Source organism: Streptomyces sp. NPDC048416, assembly GCF_043200435.1.
In the GTDB taxonomy this organism is placed as follows: Bacteria; Actinomycetota; Actinomycetes; order Streptomycetales; family Streptomycetaceae; genus Streptomyces.
Window position 1 is genome coordinate 1 of the sequence record NZ_JBICXU010000027.1, and the last position, 20,296, is coordinate 20,296.

Annotated in this window: 17 protein-coding genes; 12 read left to right on the forward strand and 5 right to left on the reverse strand. The window is 72.5% G+C overall.

Annotated elements, in window-relative coordinates:
- Positions 1-280: 280 nt before the first annotated feature.
- Positions 281-1,708, forward strand: a complete 1,428-nt coding sequence (locus tag ACGFW5_RS27180) for an alkaline phosphatase family protein (protein ID WP_393836916.1) — start codon at positions 281-283, stop codon at positions 1,706-1,708.
- Positions 1,709-1,836: 128 nt separating this feature from the next.
- Here ACGFW5_RS27180 and ACGFW5_RS27185 read toward each other — a convergent pair whose 3' ends face one another.
- Entirely contained in the window at positions 1,837-2,466 is a 630-nt protein-coding gene (locus ACGFW5_RS27185; RefSeq protein ID WP_393836917.1) for a hypothetical protein, read from the reverse strand.
- Between the two features lie 279 nt (positions 2,467-2,745).
- Here ACGFW5_RS27185 and ACGFW5_RS27190 point away from each other — a divergent pair, with 279 nt between their 5' ends.
- From ACGFW5_RS27190 to ACGFW5_RS27220, 7 genes are all read left to right on the forward strand, one after another.
- Positions 2,746-4,122 (forward strand): efflux RND transporter periplasmic adaptor subunit, encoded by a 1,377-nt coding sequence (locus ACGFW5_RS27190; protein WP_393836918.1) that lies wholly within the window; start codon positions 2,746-2,748, stop codon positions 4,120-4,122.
- The gene (locus ACGFW5_RS27195; protein WP_393836919.1) at positions 4,119-4,970 is read left to right on the forward strand and encodes an ABC transporter ATP-binding protein; all 852 of its coding nucleotides are present in this window, start codon (positions 4,119-4,121) and stop codon (positions 4,968-4,970) included. Before ACGFW5_RS27190 ends, ACGFW5_RS27195 begins: the two co-directional genes overlap by 4 nt.
- Positions 4,967-6,175 (forward strand): ABC transporter permease, encoded by a 1,209-nt coding sequence (locus ACGFW5_RS27200; RefSeq protein WP_393836920.1) that lies wholly within the window; start codon positions 4,967-4,969, stop codon positions 6,173-6,175. The genes ACGFW5_RS27195 and ACGFW5_RS27200 overlap by 4 nt, the downstream gene beginning before the upstream one ends.
- Positions 6,176-6,204: 29 nt before the next feature.
- Positions 6,205-6,837 (forward strand): hypothetical protein, encoded by a 633-nt coding sequence (locus tag ACGFW5_RS27205; protein ID WP_393836921.1) that lies wholly within the window; start codon positions 6,205-6,207, stop codon positions 6,835-6,837.
- A 39-nt stretch (positions 6,838-6,876) separates the two neighbouring features.
- Entirely contained in the window at positions 6,877-7,611 is a 735-nt protein-coding gene (locus tag ACGFW5_RS27210) for a response regulator transcription factor (protein WP_393836922.1), read from the forward strand.
- 12 nt (positions 7,612-7,623) lie between these two features.
- Positions 7,624-9,120 (forward strand): sensor histidine kinase, encoded by a 1,497-nt coding sequence (locus ACGFW5_RS27215; protein WP_393836923.1) that lies wholly within the window; start codon positions 7,624-7,626, stop codon positions 9,118-9,120.
- A 70-nt stretch (positions 9,121-9,190) separates the two neighbouring features.
- A complete protein-coding gene (locus ACGFW5_RS27220; RefSeq protein ID WP_393836924.1) occupies positions 9,191-10,351 on the forward strand; it encodes a betaine/proline/choline family ABC transporter ATP-binding protein in 1,161 nt (386 codons plus the stop codon).
- 146 nt (positions 10,352-10,497) lie between these two features.
- On the opposite strand, the gene ACGFW5_RS27225 is transcribed toward ACGFW5_RS27220, so the two are convergent.
- From ACGFW5_RS27225 to ACGFW5_RS27235, 3 genes are read right to left on the reverse strand one after another with little or no spacing between them, the layout of a single operon-like run.
- Positions 10,498-11,436, reverse strand: a complete 939-nt coding sequence (locus ACGFW5_RS27225; RefSeq protein ID WP_393836925.1) for an ABC transporter substrate-binding protein — start codon at positions 11,434-11,436, stop codon at positions 10,498-10,500.
- Entirely contained in the window at positions 11,433-12,107 is a 675-nt protein-coding gene (locus tag ACGFW5_RS27230; RefSeq protein ID WP_393836926.1) for an ABC transporter permease, read from the reverse strand. Before ACGFW5_RS27230 ends, ACGFW5_RS27225 begins: the two co-directional genes overlap by 4 nt.
- Positions 12,104-12,784, reverse strand: coding sequence for an ABC transporter permease (locus tag ACGFW5_RS27235; RefSeq protein ID WP_393836927.1), 681 nt, complete (start codon positions 12,782-12,784; stop codon positions 12,104-12,106). The genes ACGFW5_RS27230 and ACGFW5_RS27235 overlap by 4 nt, the downstream gene beginning before the upstream one ends.
- A gap of 161 nt (positions 12,785-12,945) precedes the next feature.
- On the opposite strand from ACGFW5_RS27235, the gene ACGFW5_RS27240 reads away from it, so the two are divergent.
- On the forward strand, positions 12,946-13,236 hold the full coding sequence (locus tag ACGFW5_RS27240) for a hypothetical protein (protein WP_393836928.1): 291 nt from the start codon (positions 12,946-12,948) through the stop codon (positions 13,234-13,236).
- 133 nt (positions 13,237-13,369) lie between these two features.
- Here ACGFW5_RS27240 and ACGFW5_RS27245 read toward each other — a convergent pair whose 3' ends face one another.
- Positions 13,370-16,552 (reverse strand): amidohydrolase family protein, encoded by a 3,183-nt coding sequence (locus ACGFW5_RS27245; RefSeq protein WP_393836929.1) that lies wholly within the window; start codon positions 16,550-16,552, stop codon positions 13,370-13,372.
- A gap of 355 nt (positions 16,553-16,907) precedes the next feature.
- Between ACGFW5_RS27245 and ACGFW5_RS27250 the strand changes: the two genes are divergently transcribed.
- The 3 genes from ACGFW5_RS27250 to ACGFW5_RS27260 all read left to right on the forward strand — a co-directional run bounded on the left by ACGFW5_RS27250 (position 16,908) and on the right by ACGFW5_RS27260 (position 20,296).
- Entirely contained in the window at positions 16,908-18,068 is a 1,161-nt protein-coding gene (locus ACGFW5_RS27250) for a mandelate racemase/muconate lactonizing enzyme family protein (protein WP_393836930.1), read from the forward strand.
- Complete coding sequence (locus tag ACGFW5_RS27255; protein ID WP_393836931.1) at positions 18,065-19,078, forward strand: zinc-binding dehydrogenase; 1,014 nt, start codon at positions 18,065-18,067, stop codon at positions 19,076-19,078. Before ACGFW5_RS27250 ends, ACGFW5_RS27255 begins: the two co-directional genes overlap by 4 nt.
- A gap of 228 nt (positions 19,079-19,306) precedes the next feature.
- On the forward strand, positions 19,307-20,296 hold the full coding sequence (locus ACGFW5_RS27260; protein WP_393836932.1) for a hypothetical protein: 990 nt from the start codon (positions 19,307-19,309) through the stop codon (positions 20,294-20,296).

Consider the following 20,296-nt stretch of genomic DNA (forward strand, 5'->3'; position numbering starts at 1 on the left):
GCAGGGCGTCCAGGTTGTTCGTCACACAACGATCTTGGACGCCCTGTCCGCGTTCCCGGACGCACCGTCAGCATTCGGAATGACTCGTCTAGGGGACTTCCCCGTGCGGCGCACCCCTTCGGGAGGTGATGCCGAGGGGGCCGGGGCCTTTCGGCCGAGTCCTTGCTCATCGTTGGGCGCGTGTTCACCGTTTCCCCCCGCCGCCCCTCACCGCCGGGGGCGAGACTGACCGGCAGGTCCACGTCACTGGTCGCAACCGACAGCTCTGGAAGGGGCGTTCATGACCGAGTTGACACGACGCAGACTCCTGGGATCGGCAGCCGGAGCACTCGGCGGGGCCGCGGCACTCTCCCTCCTGCCACCGAGCGTGCAGAAGGCGGTGGCGGCCGGGGCGCCGCGCCGGGGCTCGCTGCGCGACGTCGAACACGTCGTCATGCTGATGCAGGAGAACCGGTCGTTCGACCACTACTTCGGCACGCTTTCGGGCGTACGGGGATTCAGCGACCCGAACGCCCTCAAGCTCCCCGGTGGACGCTCGGTGTTCTACCAGCCCGACACCGTGAACCCCAAGGGCTACCTGCTGCCGTTCCACCTGGACACGCGCAGCACCAGCGCGCAGGCCATCCCCTCCACGAGCCACGCCTGGGCCGTGCAGCACCAGGCCTGGAACAACGGGAAGATGGACCAGTGGCTGCCCGCGCACCGCTCGGCGGACGGCGTCAACGGGCCCTACGTGATGGGCTATTACACGCGCGAGGACATCCCGTTCCAGTTCGCGCTCGCGGAGACCTTCACCATCTGCGACAACTACTTCAGCTCCGTACTCGGCCCCACCTGGCCCAACCGGCTGTACTGGATGACGGGCAGCATCGACGCGGCCGGCACCAAGGGCGGCCCGGTGCTCAACAACACCGCCCCGAGCCCCTACCGGTGGACGACGTACGCGGAACGGCTCCAGGCAGCCGGGGTGAGCTGGAAGGTCTATCAGCAGGACGACGACTACGGCTGCAACCTGCTGGAGCAGTTCCAGAGCTTCCGGGACGCCAAGCCCGGCTCCGCGCTGTACGAGCGCGGAGTGCGCCCCCAGCCCGAGGGCACCTTCGAGGACGACGCCCGGGGCGACCGGCTCCCGACCGTCTCCTGGATCGTGCCGACGGGCTATCAGTCCGAGCACCCCGACTATCTGCCGGCCGCCGGCGCCGACTTCGTGGCGCGCAAGATCGAGGCCATCGCCTCCCACCCCAAGGTGTGGGCGAAGACCGCCTTCATTCTCAACTACGACGAGAACGACGGCCTGTTCGACCACGTGCCGCCGCCGACGCCGAAGGCGGGCACGGCGGACGAGTTCGTCGGCGGGCTGCCGATCGGCGGCGGCTTCCGGGTGCCTGCGATCATCATCTCGCCGTGGACCGTGGGCGGCTGGGTGGCGAGCGAGGCGTTCGACCACACCTCCGCGCTGCGCTTCCTTGAGCAGTTGACCGGGGTCAAGGAGCCCAACATCAGTGAGTGGCGCCGCCGCACCTTCGGCGATCTGACCTCGGCGTTCCGGTTCGGCAGCGCCCTGCCCGGGCCGCCGCGCCTGCCCGCCGACACCGCCGAGCAACTGGCGGAGGCCAAGCGCGAGGTGGCGACGCTGCCGAAGCCGACACTGCCCGGCGCCACGCAGACCGTCCCGCAGCAGGAGCGGGGCGGGCGGCCCCACACGTAGGCCGGGGGCAGCGCAGCGCAGCGCCCTCCCCGCGTGGGCACGACCGGCGCACGCGGGAGGGCGCCCGCCGTCTCAGGCCGTGGGGCTCGCGGCGGGAGCCGGTGCTCCCGAGTGGAGCGTCACCCGCCTCAGGCCGTGGGGCTCGCGGCGGGGGCCGGTGCTCCCGAGTGGGACTGCTGGGGGAGCAGCGCCTTGCAGACCCCGAACGCCTGCGCGGACTTGGGGTCCGTGGTGTTGAAGCCGCGCATGCCGCCCGCGCCGGGGGACGCGGAGGGAAGCACGACGCCGTGGTCCTTGAGGCAGCTGGTGAACGCCTTCATCGCGGTGCTGTCCCCACCGCCCCGCCCGTTGAACTGGGGCCGCAGGCTCGCACAGGCCTGCGCGGCCTGGCGCTGGGCCGGATCGGCGGACGCGCCACCGGCGGAGCCACCGAAACCACCGCCGCCTCCCGGGCGCCGGGCGCCACCGCTCGGGAGTCCGCTCGGCCGGCCGCCCGGCCGTCCACCGGGCCGGCCGCTTCCGCTGGGCCGCGGAGCCATCGTGACGCCGTGCTGGGCCAGGCACTGCCGGTAGGCATCCATGCCCTTGCCCTGGGCGGACGCGGAGGCCGAGGGCTTCGCCTGGGCGCTGGGGGACGCCGCCGATGACGAGCAGGCCACCAGGAGCAGGCCGCACGCCGCGAGCGTGGCGGTGGAGACGGCGGCCCGCACGGCGAGCGCGGCGCTCGCGGTGGCGGCCCGGCGCTTGATCCAGGTCATGTGCGGTGTCTCCTCGATGCGTTGGGCGGACGACGGCCTCGTCGGCGCGTGTGCACCGTCGGCGACCCATGACTGAACCGCACCGGGGTGGGTGCCTCCGGTGGAAGGCCTGGGAGTTCCCTGGGTGCCCGGGCCCCGGCAGGACGCGCGGGACACGGACGACGGCCCCTTACGCGCCCTTCCTCCCGCCATGCGAAGATTCGCGCGCTCTCGCGCTCCCAGGGAACTCCCAGAAAGCTCCCAGGGGTTCCAAAGTGCGGGCGGCCAGGATCCGGCGTCATGAAGGTGCTCCCACGACGGCGCAAAGCCGTCCTGATCAACTCGGTGCTCGGTGTGGCCGTTCTGGCGGGCGCCGGTGGCGCCTACGCGGCGGTGACCGGCCACGACAGCACTCCCGCGCGGAGCGATGCGAAGAGCGTGACGGTCACCAAGGGCACGGTCCTGGCCACCGTGTCCGGCTCGGGGTCGCTCGCCTCACCGAGCGACGCCGGGGTGAATTTCACCACCGGCGGCAAGCTCACCGAGGTCGACGTCAAACCCGGTGACAAGGTGAGCCGCGGCCAGGTGCTCGGCAAGGTGGACGCGACCGCGGCCAGGGAGACCCTTGCCCAGGACGAGGCGTCCCTGACGGCGGCCCAGGCCAACCTCACCAAGGTGCGGGAGGGCCAGTCGAGTGCGAGCGCCGCCACCGGCTCCGGCAGCGGTTCGTCGGCGCGGGGCGCCGCCAATGCCGCGCCCGTGCCCACCGCGTCCCCGACGGTCGACCCCGCCCAGCTCGCCCAGGCCGAGGCCCAGCTCACCCAGGCCCAGAACGCGGTGGACGCGGCGTCGCGGGCGGTGGACGGGACCACGCTGACGGCGCCGGTCGCCGGGACCGTGGCCTCCGTGTCCGCGAAGAAGGGCGACACCGTCTCGGGTACCGGCGGCAACGGCACGAGCGGGAACGGCGCAGGTTCGGGCAGCGCATCCAACTCGGCATCGGGCAGCGCCAGTTCCTCGTCCTCGTCGGCCCTGACGGGCTTCGTGGTACTCACCAATCCCTCCGGGATGCAGGTGACCGCCAACTTCTCCGAAGCCGACGCGCTCAAGCTGAAGCCCGGCCAGGCGGCCACGGTGACGCTCAACGCGGAGTCGGGCACCACCCTCAACGCCAAGGTCCTGTCGGTCAGTTCGCTGCCCGTCAGCAGCGGCTCGGGGTCCGGCGGGGGCGGCGGCGGCAACGGCAGCTCGGGCAGCGCCGTGCAGTACGCGGCCACCCTCACCATCACCAGCCCCACCACCGATCTGCGCACCGGGCTCAGCGCGAGCATCCAGGTCGTGACGGGTGAGGCCTCCGGCGCCCTGTCGGTGCCGACCGCCGCGGTGACCGGCACCGGTGCCAACCGCACCGTGACCGTGGTCAAGGCCGACGGCACCACCGAGCGGACCCCCGTCACGGTGGGCCTTGAGGGCGACAGCTCGGACCAGATCCTCAGCGGTCTGAGCGAGGGCGAGAAGGTGCAGCTGTCCGCGGCCTCCGCGACCGGCAACGGCGGGTTCCCCAGCGGTTCCTTCCCCGGCGGGCTCGGCGGCGGCGCCTCGCGCGGCCGCGGCGGCGGCGCCGCATCGGGTGGCGGCTTCCGCGCGAGCGGTGGCGGCGGGGGTGGCCGCGGATGACGCCGCCCCTGTGGCCGCGCGGGACCGCGGCGCCGTCCGAAGCCGCGCCGGAGGAGGGCCCCTGGGGCCCCGCGCCGGTCATCGAGGTGCGCGCGCTGATCAAGACGTACGGGCACGGCGACGCGGCCGTCCACGCGCTCCGCGGGCCGCAGGACCCGGTGAGCGGTCGGCCCCACGGCCTCGAACTGGTCGTCCAGCAGGGCGACTTCGTGGCGGTGATGGGAAGCTCGGGGTCGGGCAAGTCGACCCTGATGAACATCCTGGGGTGCCTGGACGTGCCGACGTCCGGGCAGTATCTGCTCGACGGCATCCACGTCGGCGGGCTCGACGAGCGCCAGCTCTCCCTGGTCCGTAACCGCAAGATCGGCTTCGTATTCCAGTCGTTCAACCTGGTGCCGCGCACACCCGCACTCGCGCAGGTGGAGCTGCCGCTCGCGTACGCGGGTGTGAAGCCCGCCGAGCGGCGCAGGCGCGCGCAGGCCGCCCTGAGCCTGGTCGGACTCGCCGACCGGATGGACCACCGTCCCAACGAACTCTCCGGCGGCCAGCAGCAGCGCGTGGCCGTTGCCCGCGCCCTGGTCACCTCGCCCGCGATGCTGCTCGCGGACGAGCCCACCGGCAACCTCGACAGCCGCAGCACCGAGGACGTGCTCGCCGTGGTCGACCGGCTGAACGCCGCGGGGCGCACCGTCGTCCTGATCACCCACGAGGACGAGGTGGCCCGGCACGCCAAGCGGGTCGTCCGGCTCGTCGACGGACGGATCGTCGAGGACGTGCGGCAGGCTTCCGCCGACGGCCCGCCGCCCGCCCTGCGCGACCACGACTCCCTTGTCGGAGGCGCCCGGTGAACCCCTTCGAGACGCTGCGGTTCGCCTTCGGCGGGCTCGCGGCGAACAAGGTGCGCTCCGCGCTGACCATGCTCGGGGTGCTGATCGGCGTGGCCGCGGTCATCGTGCTGCTCGCGGTGGGCAACGGATCGTCGCAGTCCGTGAAGGACTCGATCGAGAAGCTGGGCACCAACGCGCTCACGGTGTCATCGGGCGGCGGCTTCGGCGCTCGCTCGTCCACCGCCACCAAACCGCTCACCGTCGACGACGCGAGGGCGCTCGCCGACCCCGCGGCCGCCCCGCACATCGAGTCGGTCGCCCCGGAGACCACGACCTCCCAGACCGCCCTGTACGACGGCACGTCGCACACGGTGAGCCAGGTCGTGGGCACCTACCCGGCGTACTTCAAGGCGTCCAACAGCAAGGTGACCAAGGGCGACTACTTCAGCTCCGACGACGTGCTCGGCTCGCGCAAGGTCGCCGTGATCGGCTCGACGACGGCGACCGACGTGTTCGGTACGGCCGACCCGGTCGGCAAGAAGATGACGCTCGGCGGCACACCGTTCACGGTGGTCGGTGTCCTCGCCACCAAGGGCGGCACCGGATTCCAGGACCCGGACGACCTGGTGGTGGCGCCGCTGCCGACCGTGCAGAACGCCTTCACCGGCTTCGGCTCGCTCGGCCAGATCCTCGTCGAGGCCACGTCGGCCGACGCGACCACGGCGGCGCAGAGCGAGATCACCACCGTCCTGATGGGCCGGCACGGGCTCAAGGACCCGACGGCGCTCGACTTCCGGGTCAGCAGCCAGGCCTCCCTGCTCACCACGCAGGCGGACACCAACAAGACGTTCACGGTGCTGCTCGGTGCGGTGGCGGCGATCTCCCTGCTGGTCGGCGGGATCGGCATCACCAACATCATGCTGGTGACGGTGACCGAGCGGACCCGCGAGATCGGCATCCGCAAGGCCATCGGAGCCCCGCGCGGGGTGATCCTCGGGCAATTCCTCGCCGAGTCGACCCTGCTCTCGCTGATCGGCGGCGGGCTCGGCGTCGCGGCGGGCCTGATCGGCTCGCACTTCACCATCGTCGGCATCAAGCCGGTGATCATCCCCGCATCGGTCGTCGGCGCCTTCGCCATCGCCGTGGCCATCGGGCTGTTCTTCGGCGGCTATCCCGCCCATCGCGCCGCGAGCCTGCGGCCCATCGAAGCGCTGCGGCACGAATGAACCCCATGTACGGACAGGGAGAAGCTGACATGTTCGGCAACGCCGAGATTGTGGAGGGCGCGGGGCCCGCGGTGGGCGGCCCCACGGAGACCGGCGGCCCGGAGGACATCCTCGCCGAACCGCCGGACGCCCGGGACATTTCCGCCGAGCTCAGCGCCCCGCCGCGGCCCCGGCTGCCCTGGCTGACGCTGCTGCTGTCCGGTGGCCTGGTGGCGGGCATCGCGTTCGCCGCGGGCGCCCTGGTGGAGAAGGGCCAGCATCAGGGCTCCTCGGCCACCCAGCGCACGCCCGCCGCGGCCGGCCGCGGCGCGAGCCAGGCCGGCCAGCGGCCGGGCTTCGGCAGCGGACAGAGCGGCCAGAGTGGCCAGGGCGGCCAGCGCCAGGGAGGCGGTACGGGGGCGGCCGCGGCGGGCGGTCTGACCATCGGTACGGTGAAGCTCGTCGACGGCAGCACCATCTACGTCACCGACACCCAGGGCAACGTCGTCAAGGTCACCACGGCCGGCAGCACCCAGGTCACCGAGTCCAAGAGCGGCAAGGTGTCCGATCTCCAGCCGGGCCAGACGGTCACCGTGCGCGGCAGCCAGAACGCCACAGGGGACGTCGCGGCGACCACCGTCACCCAGGGCGGTGCGAGCGGTTTCGGCGCAGGCCGGGGCTGACCGTGCCCACCGCTTCACGCCGCCACGAGGAGGAAACCGATGGCCCCGACGGACGCAGCCGCGCCCGAGGCGAGCCTGCTGGTCGTCGACGACGAGCCCAACATCAGGGAGCTGCTTTCGGCGTCGCTGCGCTTCGTCGGCTTCAAGGTGGTCTCCGCCGCGACCGGCGCCGACGCGCTGGCCGCCGTCGCCAAGGAGCGCCCCGATCTGGTGGTGCTCGATGTGATGCTGCCCGACATGACCGGTTTCGCGGTCGTGCGCAGGCTGCGCGAGGAGTCGGGGGGCGGGCCGGGCCCGGACCATCTTCCGGTGCTCTTCCTCACCGCCAAGGACGGCGTCGACGACAAGATCAACGGGCTGACGGCGGGCGGCGACGACTACGTCACCAAGCCCTTCAGCCTGGAGGAGCTGATCGCCCGGATCCGCGCGATCCTGCGGCGCACCGGCGGTCCGAGCGGTGAGGGCAGGCTCGTGGCGGGCGATCTCGAACTCGACCCGGTGGGCCACCAGGTCCTGCGGGCGGGCCGGCCGGTCTCGCTGTCCCCCACCGAGTTCAAGCTGCTCGCCTATCTGATGGTCAACGCCGACCGTGTCGTGTCCAAGCCGCAGATCCTCGACCATGTGTGGGCGTACGACTTCGGCGGCGACCTCAGCATCGTCGAGTCCTACATCTCCTACGTCCGCCGCAAGGTGGACTCCGGGGCCGACGGCGCGCCCAAGCTCATTCACACCGTGCGCGGCATCGGCTATGTGCTGCGCCGCCCGCAGTCCTGAGGTGCGCCCGCGATGCTGAGGTACATCCGGGCGCGGCTCGGCCGGCTGCCGCGCCGGTTCTCCGCGCTTTCGCTGCGCTCGCGGCTCGTGCTGCTCGCCATGGCGCTGGTGGCCCTCGGCCTCACCGTGAGCGACACCGTCGTCCTCAGTTCGGTACGTGCCCAGTTGGTCCAGCGGGTGGACCAGCAGCTGAACCGGTTCGGTGACTCGGTGGCACACCGGGTCGGCGTCGAGGGCACCCCCAATCCCAGGCCCGGCCGTACGGGGGGCGGTCGGGCCTGGCTCCCCAGCCAGTATGTGATCGCGTTCGCCGCGGACGACGGGACGGTCACCGAGCAGTTCCGCCAGCCCGTCGCCGCGGGCGATCCGCGGCCGTTGTGGCCGACGATGGACGCGAAGGCGCTGCGGGACCGCCTGGGCAAGCCCTTCGAGGTGCCCAGTGATCACGGCGGCGGCAGCTGGCGGATGCTGATCGTGCCGGTGGACAGCGGCGACCCCGCGCTGCCCGCAGGGGTGGTCGTGGCGGCGCCCCTTGAGGAGGTCTCCTCGACGGTCGATCACCTGGCCACGGCCTTTCAGCTGATCGGCATCGTCGTGGCGCTGCTGCTCGGGGTGGCGGGCTGGTTCGCGGTGCGGGCGGGGCTGCGACCGCTGCGCCGCATCGAAGCGACGGCGGTGGAGATCGCCGCGGGCCGACCGCTCTCGCACCGGATGCCGGACGCCTCACCGCGTACCGAGGCGGGCCGGCTGACCAGCGCGCTCAACGGGATGCTGGCGCAGCTGGAATCGGCCTTCGCGGCGCGCGCCGAATCGGAGGAGCAGATGCGCCGCTTCGTCGCGGACGCCAGTCACGAACTGCGTACGCCGCTCGCCGGCATCCGCGGCTTCGCCGAGCTGTACCGGATGGGTGCGCTCCCCGACGAGGCCGACGTGAAGCGCACCATGGCCCGCATCGAGAGCGAGGCGGTACGTCTGGGCGGTCTGGTGGAGGATCTGCTCACCCTGGTCCGCATGGACGAGCAGCGCCCGCTCCAGCTCGCGCCGATGGATCTGCGCACCCTGGCGGTGGACGCCCTGCACGACACCAGAGCCCTCGACCCGTCGCGTGAGGTCACGTTGACCGGGCCCGGCGGGCACGGGGCTCCCGGGCCCGCACCGGTGGTCGGCGACGAGGCGCGGCTGCGGCAGGTGGTCGCCAACCTCGTCGGCAACGCCGTCGCGCACACCCCGTCGGGCTCCCCCGTCCGTATCGGAGTCGGCGCTCGCGACGGCCACGGCGTCATCGAGGTCGCCGACTCGGGCCCGGGCCTGGCGCCCGAGCAGGCCGACCGGGTCTTCGAGCGCTTCTACCGCGTGGACGCCTCGCGCAGCCGTCAGGCGGGCGGCGGCGCGGGGCTCGGTCTCGCCATCGCGTCGGCCCTGGTGCAGGCCCACCAGGGGCGGGTGGAGCTGGAGACCGCGCCGGGCGAGGGCGCGCTCTTCCGGGTGCTGCTGCCCGGCGCTCTCTGAGCGGGCCCGCGCCCCACCCCCACGGACCGGCCCGAGTGCGGGCGGGGCCGGGGGCTCCTAGCGTGGGTTCATGATCCGGTTCGAGCAGGTCAGCAAGGTGTATCCGGACGGCACCCGTGCCGTCGACGGCCTGTCCTTCGAGGTCGCCGAGGGCGAACTGGTCACCCTGGTCGGCCCGTCCGGCTGCGGCAAGACGACCACGATGATGATGGTGAACCGGCTCATCGAACCCACATCGGGCCGCATCCTCGTCGACGGCGAGGACATCGCCACGCTCGACCCGGTCAGGCTGCGCCGCCGCATCGGGTACGTCATCCAGCAGGTCGGGCTCTTCCCGCACCGCACCATCCTCGACAACACGGCGACCGTCCCGGCGCTCGTCGGCTGGAAGCAGGCGAAGGCCAGGGCCCGGGCGGCGGAACTGCTCGACCTCGTCGGGCTCGACCCGGCGACGTACGGGCCGCGCTACCCGGCGCAGCTGTCGGGCGGCCAGCGCCAGCGGGTGGGGGTGGCGAGGGCCTTGGCCGCGGACCCTCCGGTCCTGCTGATGGACGAGCCGTTCGGCGCGGTCGACCCCGTCGTCCGCGAGCGGCTTCAGAACGAATTCCTCGGCCTTCAGGCGACGGTGCGCAAGACGGTCCTCCTGGTCACCCACGACATCGAGGAAGCCGTGCGGATGGGCGACCGCATGGCGGTGTACGGATCCGGACGGATCGAGCAGTTCGACACCCCGGCGTCGGTCCTGGGCTCGCCCGCCACCTCGTACGTGGCCCAGTTCGTGGGCGCGGACCGGGGGTTGAAGCGCCTGTCGGTGACCACGGTGGAGCCCGACGACCTGGAACAGCCGCCGCTCGTACGCCTCGACGAGCCCGCGGGCGCGGCGGCGGCCCGGCTGCGCGGCGAGGACGCCCGCTGGGCCGTGGTGCTCAACGAGGGGGGCGAGCTGCACGGCTGGGTCGCCGCGGAGGAACTTTCGCTGGCCGGCGCGGGCTCGGTCGCCGACCTGGCCCGGCGCATGGAGGCGTGGGTCCCGGTCGGTGCGCCGCTCAAGCAGGCGTTCAGCGAGATGTTGCAGTACGACGCCGGCTGGGTCGCCGTGGTGGACGGGGCGCGCTTCGTGGGCGTCCTGACCCCCGCGAAGCTGCACGAGGCGCTGCGCAGGTCGGTGGACGCGGACGCGCAGGGGGTGGGACGGGGGGACGTCGACTTCGACTCGGTCGCCGATGCGTGAGGGACGGGCAGACTCGCCGCGGCCCGTCAACGCGCTTCAGGACCCGGGAAGAGCCATCCGGCCGCCGGCGACGGGACCCCGGGGCGAGAGTGCCCGGCTTCCGCAAGGGGTGGCGGAGTTGGCGCAGGCGGATTTGGCGCAGGCCGTCAGATCAGGTGTCTGGACTTGAGGTAGTTCCTGGCGACGTCTTCCGGCAGCCTGCGCCAGCTGTCGACCTGTTCGTTCAAGGACGCCAGGTCGGCGGTGGTGAGCACGGTGTTGAGCCTGCTCAGGGCGGCCGTCACTCCCGTACTGCCCGCGCGGGAGCGGTTCACCACCGGCACGATGTAGTCGGCGTTCTGGAGGTGCTTGTCGTCGGCGAGCAGCACCAGTCCGAAGTCGCCGAGCGTGGCGTCCGTCGTGGTGGTCAGGACCATCTGGTCCTGACCGCTCTGCACGGCCTGCTTGGCCTGGGTGGTGCCGACGCCCTTGGGGTCGACGGCCGTGACGTCGATGCCGTACGTCTTTTTCAACCCCGGTTCGCAGTACGGGCGTTGCACACACTCGTCCCCGGCGGCGAGCCGTACCGGGAGCCTGGCCGCGCCGAGATCGCTCAGCGTCTTGAGCCGATGCCGGCGGGCGTAGGATTCCGCGACCGCGAAGGCGTTCTGGTCCACCGCTCTGCCGGGGTCGAGCACGGTCAGGCCGCGGGGGGTGGCCAGGGCGCGCAGGGCCGTCATGGTGTGGTTCAGATCGGGTGAGCCGACGGGGCGGGCGTCGGCGCCGTGCGCCTTGGCGTTCAGCCAGTCGGCGAAGGTCGCGGCGTACTCGGGCACGATGTCGATCTGGCCGCTCTCCAGGGCGGGTTCGTAGATCTCCCGGTTGGTGACCGAGAGGATCTTCGTGTGGTAGCCCGCCTTGTCGAGGAGCGCGGCGTACATCTGGGCCAGCAGGTCGCTCTCGGTGAATCCGGCGGTGCCGATCGTCAGGTGCCTGCTGTCGCCGGGCGGCGCGGTGACCGAGCCCTGCTTCTCCAGGCTCGGCCCGGTGGAGCACGCGGTGGCCGCCGTCAGGGCGAGAACGGCCGGCACCAGGCGTGGCCTCATCCGAAACCGCCCCTGGCCCACTGCGGCGCGAGGCGCTGGAACGTCTCGAAGAGGCCTTCGACGACGAGCGCGAAGACCGCGACGAGCACGGCGCCCGCGACGACTTGGGGCGTCGAGGCCAGGTTGAACCCCGCGGTGATGATCCGGCCGAGTCCGCCGCCGCCGGCGAGGGCCGCGAGGGTGGCGGTCGCGACGAGCTGGACGGCCGCGATGCGCACCCCGGTGAGGATCAGCGGCAGGGCGAGCGGGAGCTCGACGCGGAGCAGGAGTTGGCGCCCGGTCATGCCCATGCCCCGGGCCGCGCGCACCACGTCGCGGTCGACCTCGCGCATGCCGACGTAGGCGTTGGTCAGCAGGGGCGGCACGGCGAAGAGGATCAGCGCGATGATGGTCGGCCATTCGCCGTGCCTGCCGAGCGGAGTCAGCAGGAGCAGCACGAGGACGGCGAACGTGGGCACGGCACGGCCCACGTTGGAGATGTTGACCGCGAGCGTGCCGCCCCTGCCGAGATGGCCGAGCACGAGGGCCACCGGCAGCGCGATGAGGCAGCTGAGGACCAGGCACAGCGCGGTGAGCCAGAGGTGTTCGCCGAGCCGGTGCCAGATCCCGTTCTCGCCCGACCAGTGGGCGGCGGAGGTGAGCCACGACCAGGCCTGGGACAGCGTGTTCACTGCGGCACCGCCCTCGTCCAGGGGGTCAGCAGCCGCTGGACACCGAGCAGCGCCAGGTCGGCGGCGACGGCGATGATCACGCACAGCACGGACGCGGTGAGCACCTGCGCCTTGAAGTAGGTGTTCATCCCGGAGTAGATCAGGTTGCCCAGTCCGCCGTAGCCGACGATGGCGCCCACCGTCACCAGGGACACCGCCGAGACGGTGGCGATGCGCAGGCCGGCCATGGCGGCCGGTACGGCGAGCGGGAGCTCCACGGCCAGGAGCAGCCGTACCGGTCCGTATCCCATGCCCCGGGCCGCCTGCCGGGTGTCCTCGGGCACGGCGCGCAGCCCGGCCAGGATGTTCCGTACGAGCAGGGTCAGGGAGTACAGGACCAGGCCCGCGATGACGATGGAGGCGGACAGCCCGTACACGGGGAGCAGCAGCGAGAACATGGCGAGGGAGGGGATGGTGTAGAGGATCGTGGTCACCCCGAGGACCGGTCCTGCGGCCCATCGCCAGCGGCGGGCCGCGACGGCGAGGGGCACGGCGACGACGAGGCCGATCAGGACCGACACGGCCGTGAGCTGGAGGTGCTGGACCACGGCGCCCCAGAGGATCTGGCGGCGGCTCGACAGGTAGGCGCCGCAGATCCACTCATTGCGCGCGAGGCAGTCGTCTGGAGGCGCGGTCACCCCTTCATTGGAGCCGGGTGCCGGAGCCTGCCGCGCGTCGTGCTGGGCTGTTCGGGGCAGTTGTTGTGACACCGGGGCAAAAGGGGGACGCTGGAGGGGAACGCGGCCGGGATCCACCGGTACGTCGAGCGCACCCGCCCGGCCGGGAAGAGGTGAGTGGTGTGCGCGTACTGCTGAAGGCACAGCTCGACACGGAGAAGACCAACGAGTCGATCCGGGGCGGCACGATGGCCAAGTCGATGCAGTCCATCATGGAGAGCCTCCGCCCCGAGGCCGCCTACTTCACCGCCGAGGACGGCCGCCGTACGGCGCTCATCGTCTTCGACATGGCCGATTCCTCCGAGATCCCCAGGATCGCCGAGCCGTTCATGCAGGAGTTCGGCGCCAAAATCGATCTGGCGCCGGTCATGAACGGCGACGACCTGGCCAAGGGGCTCGGCGCCCTGGGCTGACCGCCGGGCACCGCCAGTCGTCCGGGGCCGGACCGCCCTCGCCGCCCGGCCCCTGCCGTCCCGGATCCCGCCGTCCCGGATCCCGCCATCCCGGATCCCGCCATCCTGGATCCTGGCGCCTCAGCCCGGCTGCTCAGATCCCGGCGTCGCAGCAGCCGTCGCGCCGCATGAGACGACCCACCTCAAGCCAGTCCTCGGCCGTGGCCGCCGTGTGCCTCTCGTGCGGCTGGAACGCGGCGACCAGATCATCGGTGGTGTACGGCACGCCGCCCCTGAGCACCCCGGTGGTGCGCACCATGGAGTCGAAGTCGTCGAGCGGGTCGCCGTCGACCAGGGTGAGGTCGGCGAGTTTGCCGCGCTCGACCGTGCCGAGGTCCTTGTCGAGCCCGAACAGCCGGGCGGGGTGGACGGTCGCGGTGCGCAGGGCCGCGGCGGGCGAGAGACCGCCCCGGTGCAGGGCGCGCAGGCTCAGATGCAGGGCGAGCCCGACGGGGACGAGCGGCTGGTCCGTGCCGAGCGCGACCAGGCCGCCGCCGTCGAGGACGCGACGGTAGACGTCGGTCTCCGTGCGCAGCGTGGCCAGTTGGGCGTCGGTGGGCGGGGTGGCCGCCGACGTCCGCACGGCGGCCGTGTCCCACGGCGGCATCACGGTGGTGACCCGCGGGTCGTCGGCGAGGCCGGGGTCCGCCCCGATCAGTGGTGCGGAGGTGAACGGCGTCATGATGAGGGCGAAGTTCATGCCCCGTGCCGTGTAGATCTCGACGACGTCCTCGTAGGCGCGGCCCGTCGCGGAGGTGGCGTGCCCGAACTCGGCGCGCTGCGTGGCCAGCAGATGGGTCGTCAGGTCCTGTCCGACCTGGACGCCGGGCGAGATCAGGTGGCTGCCCGAGCGTACGCCGAGCCGGTCGTGCGCGAAGCGGGCGGCCTCCGCCATGATCCAACTGGGCGCGCGCACATAGGTTTTCACGAAGTCCCAGTCCAGTGCCGCGCCGCGTTCCAGTGAGCGCTTGAGGCCTGCCTCGGTGCGGTGGGCGCGGCCCATGCTGTAGGCGACGCGGGAGCCGTCGAGGAGTTCGCCGGTGGTCAGCAGGCGTGGCCCGGCGAGCTGTCCGGTGGCTACGGCCTCGCGGATGCGGGCCTGTTCGTAGGCGAAGCCGCCGAGCGACACGGCGGTGGTGATGCCGTAGGTGAGCTGTCCGACGGTCTGGCGACCGCCGTAGGTGCTCTGCCACGGGTGGGTGTGGGTGTCCCACAGGCCGGGCACGACCGTCCGCTGCGACGCGTCGACGGTCCGTACGGCGCCACGCCTGCGGTGCGGTTCGACCGAGGCGATGCGTCCCGCGCGCACCACGATGTCGACGTCGTCGCGCACCGACTCTCCCGTGCCGTCCCAGAGCCGTCCGGCGTGCACCACGGTGTCGGCCGGGGCGGGCCTGCGCTGGTCGAGCGCCACCCGTACCGTGCGCGTGGGTCCGCCGTCGACGCCGATGAGCCGCAGCCGGGCGCCGGACAGGTACAGCAGCGTCGTGGAGTCGCCGGACCAGGAGGGGTGGTCGGCGGGTTCGGTGGTGAGGGCGCGGGGTGGTCCCTGCGGGGTGCCGTCGGGTGCGACGGGCAGCAGGCACAGGGCGGATTCCACCACGACGGCCATCCACCGCCCGTCGGGCGACCAGACGGGCCCCGAGTCGTAACGGTCGGCGATCGAGACGTGCGGGGCCACCGCGTGGAGGTGGTCGGCGCCGGTCTCGGTGTCGACGACCCGGATGACGTTGTAGCCCTCGCGGAAGCGCAGGTTGAGCCGGTTCCGGTCGCACAGGGCGAGGTATCGGCCGTCCGGCGACCAGCTCGGCCGCCCGGGAAGGCCGCCGCCGCCGAGCGGGGTCACCAGGGCGTGCTCGGTGCCGCTCGCGAGGTCGCGTACGACGAGCCGGCCGGTCATGTCGATGGCGGCGAGGCGCTTCCCGTCGGGTGACAGCGCCGGATGCACCCGTCCGCCCGTGGCGAGGGCGCTCTCCTCGCCGGTGGCGAGGTCGCGCCGGTAGACGCCGAGCAGCCCGTCGCGGTCGTCGGCGTACACCAGCGAGCGGCCGTCGCGCGCCCAGGCCGGGCCGAGGAGATAGCGGGTCGCTGCCGCCTGGCGCAGTCGCTCCGGTGGCCGTGTTCCCGAAGTGTCGGCGATCCAGAGCGAGTTGAGCGCGGCGAATGCGATGCGCCGCCCGTCGGGCGAGAGCGCGGGCAGGTGGATTCCCCGGACGGGACGCACTCGTTCCTCACCGAGGTCGTACGTCTTGACCTGGTAGCGCGGCCGGTCGACGGGCAGCGCGCCCTTGAACGCAATGGTCTCCCGCTGTGCCGGATCGTCCGGGCGTACGAGGGTGAACTCCCCGTCCAGGGTGAGGAGCAGTTCACCGTCGGCCGTCCAGCGTGGCGGCATCGGGGCGATGTCGCCGGCGAGGGGAACGGGGCTGCCGTCGACGACCAGGGTGCAGGAGGCGTTCGGCGCCGCGGTGGTGCGCAGGTAGGCGATGCGACGGCCGTCGGGCGCGAGGGCGGGGGTCATGACCTGCGCGTTCTCGGTCTCGGTGTGCGCGACGGTGACCTCGCCGCCTGCCCGGGCGGGGACGGCGGCGATGGTTTTGGCGTCCACTCCCGGGCCGAACGGCGTGGTGACGGCCTGGGCACGGACGAACAGGATCCGCCTGCCGTCGGGTGACCAGGTGGGGTCGAAGTCCTCCCACGCCGCGTCCTGGAGCGGGCCGTTCTGCCCCGGGAGCCCGGTGAGCCGGGTCAACCGGCCGGTGCGCAGGTCGAGTACGTGGATCCGGTACGGGCTGCCGGCCACCGGGTCCCCGCCGCGTTCGGATGCGAAGACGATGCGGGTGCCGTCGGGCGACCAGGCGGGCCCCCGGTCGTCCCAGGGTCCCTCGGTGCGCTGCCGCACCTGTGTGCCGTCGGGGCGCATCGTCCAGATGTGATAACCGCCCCCCTGGTAGGCGCTGAAGGCGACGAGGCCGCCGTCCGGGGCGTGCACGGGCCGGGTCGGTTCGAGGCCGGCCGGGGTGAGCGGTTCGGCCTCGCCGCCCGCGCGCGGCAGCGACCACAGGACGTCCTGGACTTCGGCGATCAGCCGGTCACCGGCGGGCGAGAGGCTGGCCGCACCGTTGGTGGCGGCGGTGAAGGTCAGCGAGAGCCCGGTGCGCGGACCCGCGAACGCGGGCACGACGCCGACGGCGGTGACGGCTCCGGCAGCGCCTGCGGCGGCCAGGAGTTGACGGCGGGAGAGGGCGAGGGGGGAGGCGGTGGTGTCACGGTCCATGACACAGCACGCTCGCGCACCATGCGCAGCAGGGGCAACACCGCCATTCCCGCCAGATGGGTGGGGCTTCGCCGAAGTACCGGGAGATCGGCGTTCCGGGCCGCCGTCATGGGGGATTCGTACGCCCCTGCCGCGACGCGCCCGCCTGTGCTGGGCCAAGGCTGCGTCATGCGACGCCGACGCCGTGGAGCATGGCCCTTTTCCCGTCTCGGCGTCAACACCCGGGAGCCGTCTGGAAGTCGTTCCCGCCCGACCCATTGACACCCCCGACCGCGCCTCATTACCGTCACGCCAACATTTCGAACGCATGACGAAATATCGAACGTCATGAACAGCAGCCCCGGGAGCAACTGCCTTGCGAATCACGGGAATCAGCACCCATGTGGTCGGGACCCCCTGGCGAAACCTCAGTTACGTCCAGGTCCACACCGACGAAGGCCTGACCGGCGTCGGCGAGACCAGGATGCTCGGCCGCACCGACGCGCTGCTCGGCTATCTCCGCGAGGCGGAGCTCAACCACATCGCGGGATCGGATCCGTTCGCGATCGAGGACCTTGTGCGGCGGATGAAGTACGGCGACTACGGGCGGGCCGGCGAGATCGTGATGTCGGGCATCGCCGTCGTGGAGATGGCCTGCTGGGACATCAAGGGGAAGGCGCTCGGCGTCCCTGTCTGGCAGCTGCTCGGCGGCAGGGTGACCGACCGGGTCAAGGCGTACGCCAACGGCTGGTACACCACCGAGCGCACCCCCGAGGCGTACCACAGGGCGGCGCGGGCGGTCGTCGAGCGCGGGTACCGGGCGCTGAAGATCGACCCCTTCGGCACCGGCCACTTCGAACTCGACCGCCAACAGTCGTTGTACGCCGTCTCGTTGATCGAAGCGGTGCGGGACGCGATCGGCCCGGACACCGAGCTCATGCTGGAGATGCACGGCCGCTTCTCGCCGGCCACGGCGGTGCGCCTGGCCCACGAACTCGCGCCGTTCGATCCGGCCTGGCTGGAGGAGCCGGTCCCGCCGGAGAACCTCAAGGCGCTGGCGAAGGTCGCCGGCAAGGTCGACATCCCGATCGCCACCGGTGAGCGCATCCACGACCGGATCGAGTTCCGCGAACTCTTCGAGTCGGGGACCGCCGACATCATTCAGCCGGACGTCGGTCACATCGGCGGAATCCTGGAGACCAGGAAGCTCGCCGCGACCGCCGAAACCCACTACACCCTGGTCGCGCCGCACAACGTGGGCGGTTCGGTGCTCACCGCCGCCTCCCTCCAAGTGGCCGGGTGCACACCGAACTTCAAGATCCTCGAACATTTCAACGACTTCGCGGACGCGGACATCAAGCAGGTCGTCAAGGGCGCCCCGCAGGTCGTCGACGGCTACTTCGAGCTGCCGGACGCGCCGGGTCTCGGCGTCGAGCTCGACGTGGACGCGGCGGCCGAGTTCCCGCAGCAGCAGGCGCGGTTCGACCTGTGGGCCGAGGGCTGGGAGAAGCGCGACCCGTCCGGGGCTCGGGGATGAAGAGCCGCGCGATCGTCGTCGACGCGCCGGGCAGCCACCGCCTGGTCACCGGCGAGCGCCCCGAACCGGGTCCGGGCGAGGTGGTCGTACGGGTCGCCGCGGCCGGGATCTGTATGAGCGACCGTGAGGTGTACGACGGCCATCGCGACCCGGGCCACGTCCGCTACCCGCTCACCCCCGGGCACGAATGGTCCGGCACGGTCGAAGCGGTGGGCCCGGACGTCGACCGCGCCCTGGTCGGACGCGGCACGGTCGCCGAGGGTTTTCGCAGCTGCGGCACGTGCGAGCGGTGCCGCTGCGGCGAGACCTCGCTGTGCGCGGGCCCCTACGCCGAGACCGGGTTCACCCACCCCGGCGGCTTCGCCGACCATGTGGTGGTCCCGGCGCGGCTGCTGCACCCGCTGCCGGACGGCGCGGACCTGCGCGCCGCCGCTCTCCTTGAACCGGCCGCCGTGACCGCCGCCGCCGTGCGGGCCGGCGCACCCGAACCGGGCGAACGGATCGCGGTGGTGGGCGCGGGCACCCTGGGGCTGCTCGCCGTCCAGTTCCTGTCGGGCTACTCCCCCAGGGAGCTCACGGTGATCGACCCCCGCCTGCGACGGGCCGAACTGGCAGGCCCCATGGGGGCGACCGGGGCCCGCACGCCCGAGCGGTCCCCCACCCTGCGCGGCCGCTTCGACCTCGTGGTCGAGACGGCCGGCGCGCCGACCACGGCCGCCGATGCGACCCTGCTCGCCCGGCGCGGTGGCCGGGTCGTCCTGACCGGCATGTTCGCTCCGGGCGCCACCGGCATCGACCCCGTCCACCTCTCCTTGAGCCAGCTCACCGTACGCAGCGTCTTCGGCGCCCCGCCCGCGGCCTGGTCGTTCGCCGTGCGGGCGTACATCGCCCGGCGGATCGACCCGGCGGCGCTGATCACGCACGAGTACCCACTGGAGCGGTACGCCGACGCGCTCGCCCTGGTCGGCGGCGGAGATCCCGGGACCGGGAAGGTCCTGCTCCGCCCCTAGCCAGGGGGGTGTCCGGTGGACCGGGGCCGGGGGCTGTCCGGGGGGCCGGGGCCGGGGGCGCGCCCGACCCCTCCAGGCATCCCCTGGGCGACCTCCCCTCTCCAGCCCCCTGGGCACCTCCCCTCTTTCGCTGCTGCCTCGCCGCCCCGCGCCCCATGTCCCGAACCACGTTCGACATACCGAACATCCGAACATCAGGAACGTCCGCTCACGCAAGGAATCCCGCCTGTGAACGACACCTCAGCCCCCGTCCGCCACCCCTCGGGGCCCCGTCGCCCCGGCGAGTTGGCCCTGACGGCGCTCGGCCTGGCCGCGCCCGTCGTCAGCCCCGCCGACTCCTCCCCGCACTCCTTCCCCGACGGAGGCACCTGGCGTACCGAGATCCCCTCCGTCGAGGGCCCCGAAGCACTCGCCGTCGTCCTCAAGGAGTCCTCGCGGCTCGACGTACCGGTGCACCGCGTCAGCCAGGGCAGTGGCGTCTGGATGCTCTCCGACGCCGAGATCACCGAGATGGCCGAGGCCTGTGCGGCACGCGACATCGAGCTCTGTCTGTTCACCGGGCCGCGCGGCACCTGGGACACCGGCGGCTCCACCCGCACCCGCTCGGGCGGTGCCGGGCCGCGCGCCAGGGGCCACGACGCGCTGGCCGGATGCCTCGAAGACGCCCTGCGGGCCACCGAGTTGGGGGTGGGATGCCTGCTCGTCGCCGACGAGGGCGTGCTGTGGAGTCTGCACCGGCTGCGCGAGAACGGTCTGCTGCCGGCCGGCACGACGCTGAAGGTCTCGGCGCTGATCGGCCCGGTCAACCCCGCATCCGTCACCGTCTACGAGCGCCTGGGCGCCGACTCCGTCAACGTGCCGTCCGACCTGACGGCCGCTCACTTCACCGAGATCAGGCGGGTGTCCGGCGCACCGCTCGACCTCTACATCGAAGCGCCGGACGACCTGGGCGGCTACGTACGGATGTACGAGGCGGCCGAGCTGATCCGCCGCGCCGCGCCGCTGTACCTCAAGTTCGGTCTCTCCAAGGCGCCCGGCATCTACCCCTACGGCGCGCACCTGCGGGACGTCTCCCTGGACACCGCCCGAGAACGGGTGCGGCGCGGCCGGCTCCTGCTGGACCTGCTGGCCCGGCACGGTGCCGACGGCGGCATGTCCCCGCTCGGCTCCCGCCTCCCCGGCTCCCTCAACCGCTTCTCCGTGAACCCGAAGGACTGA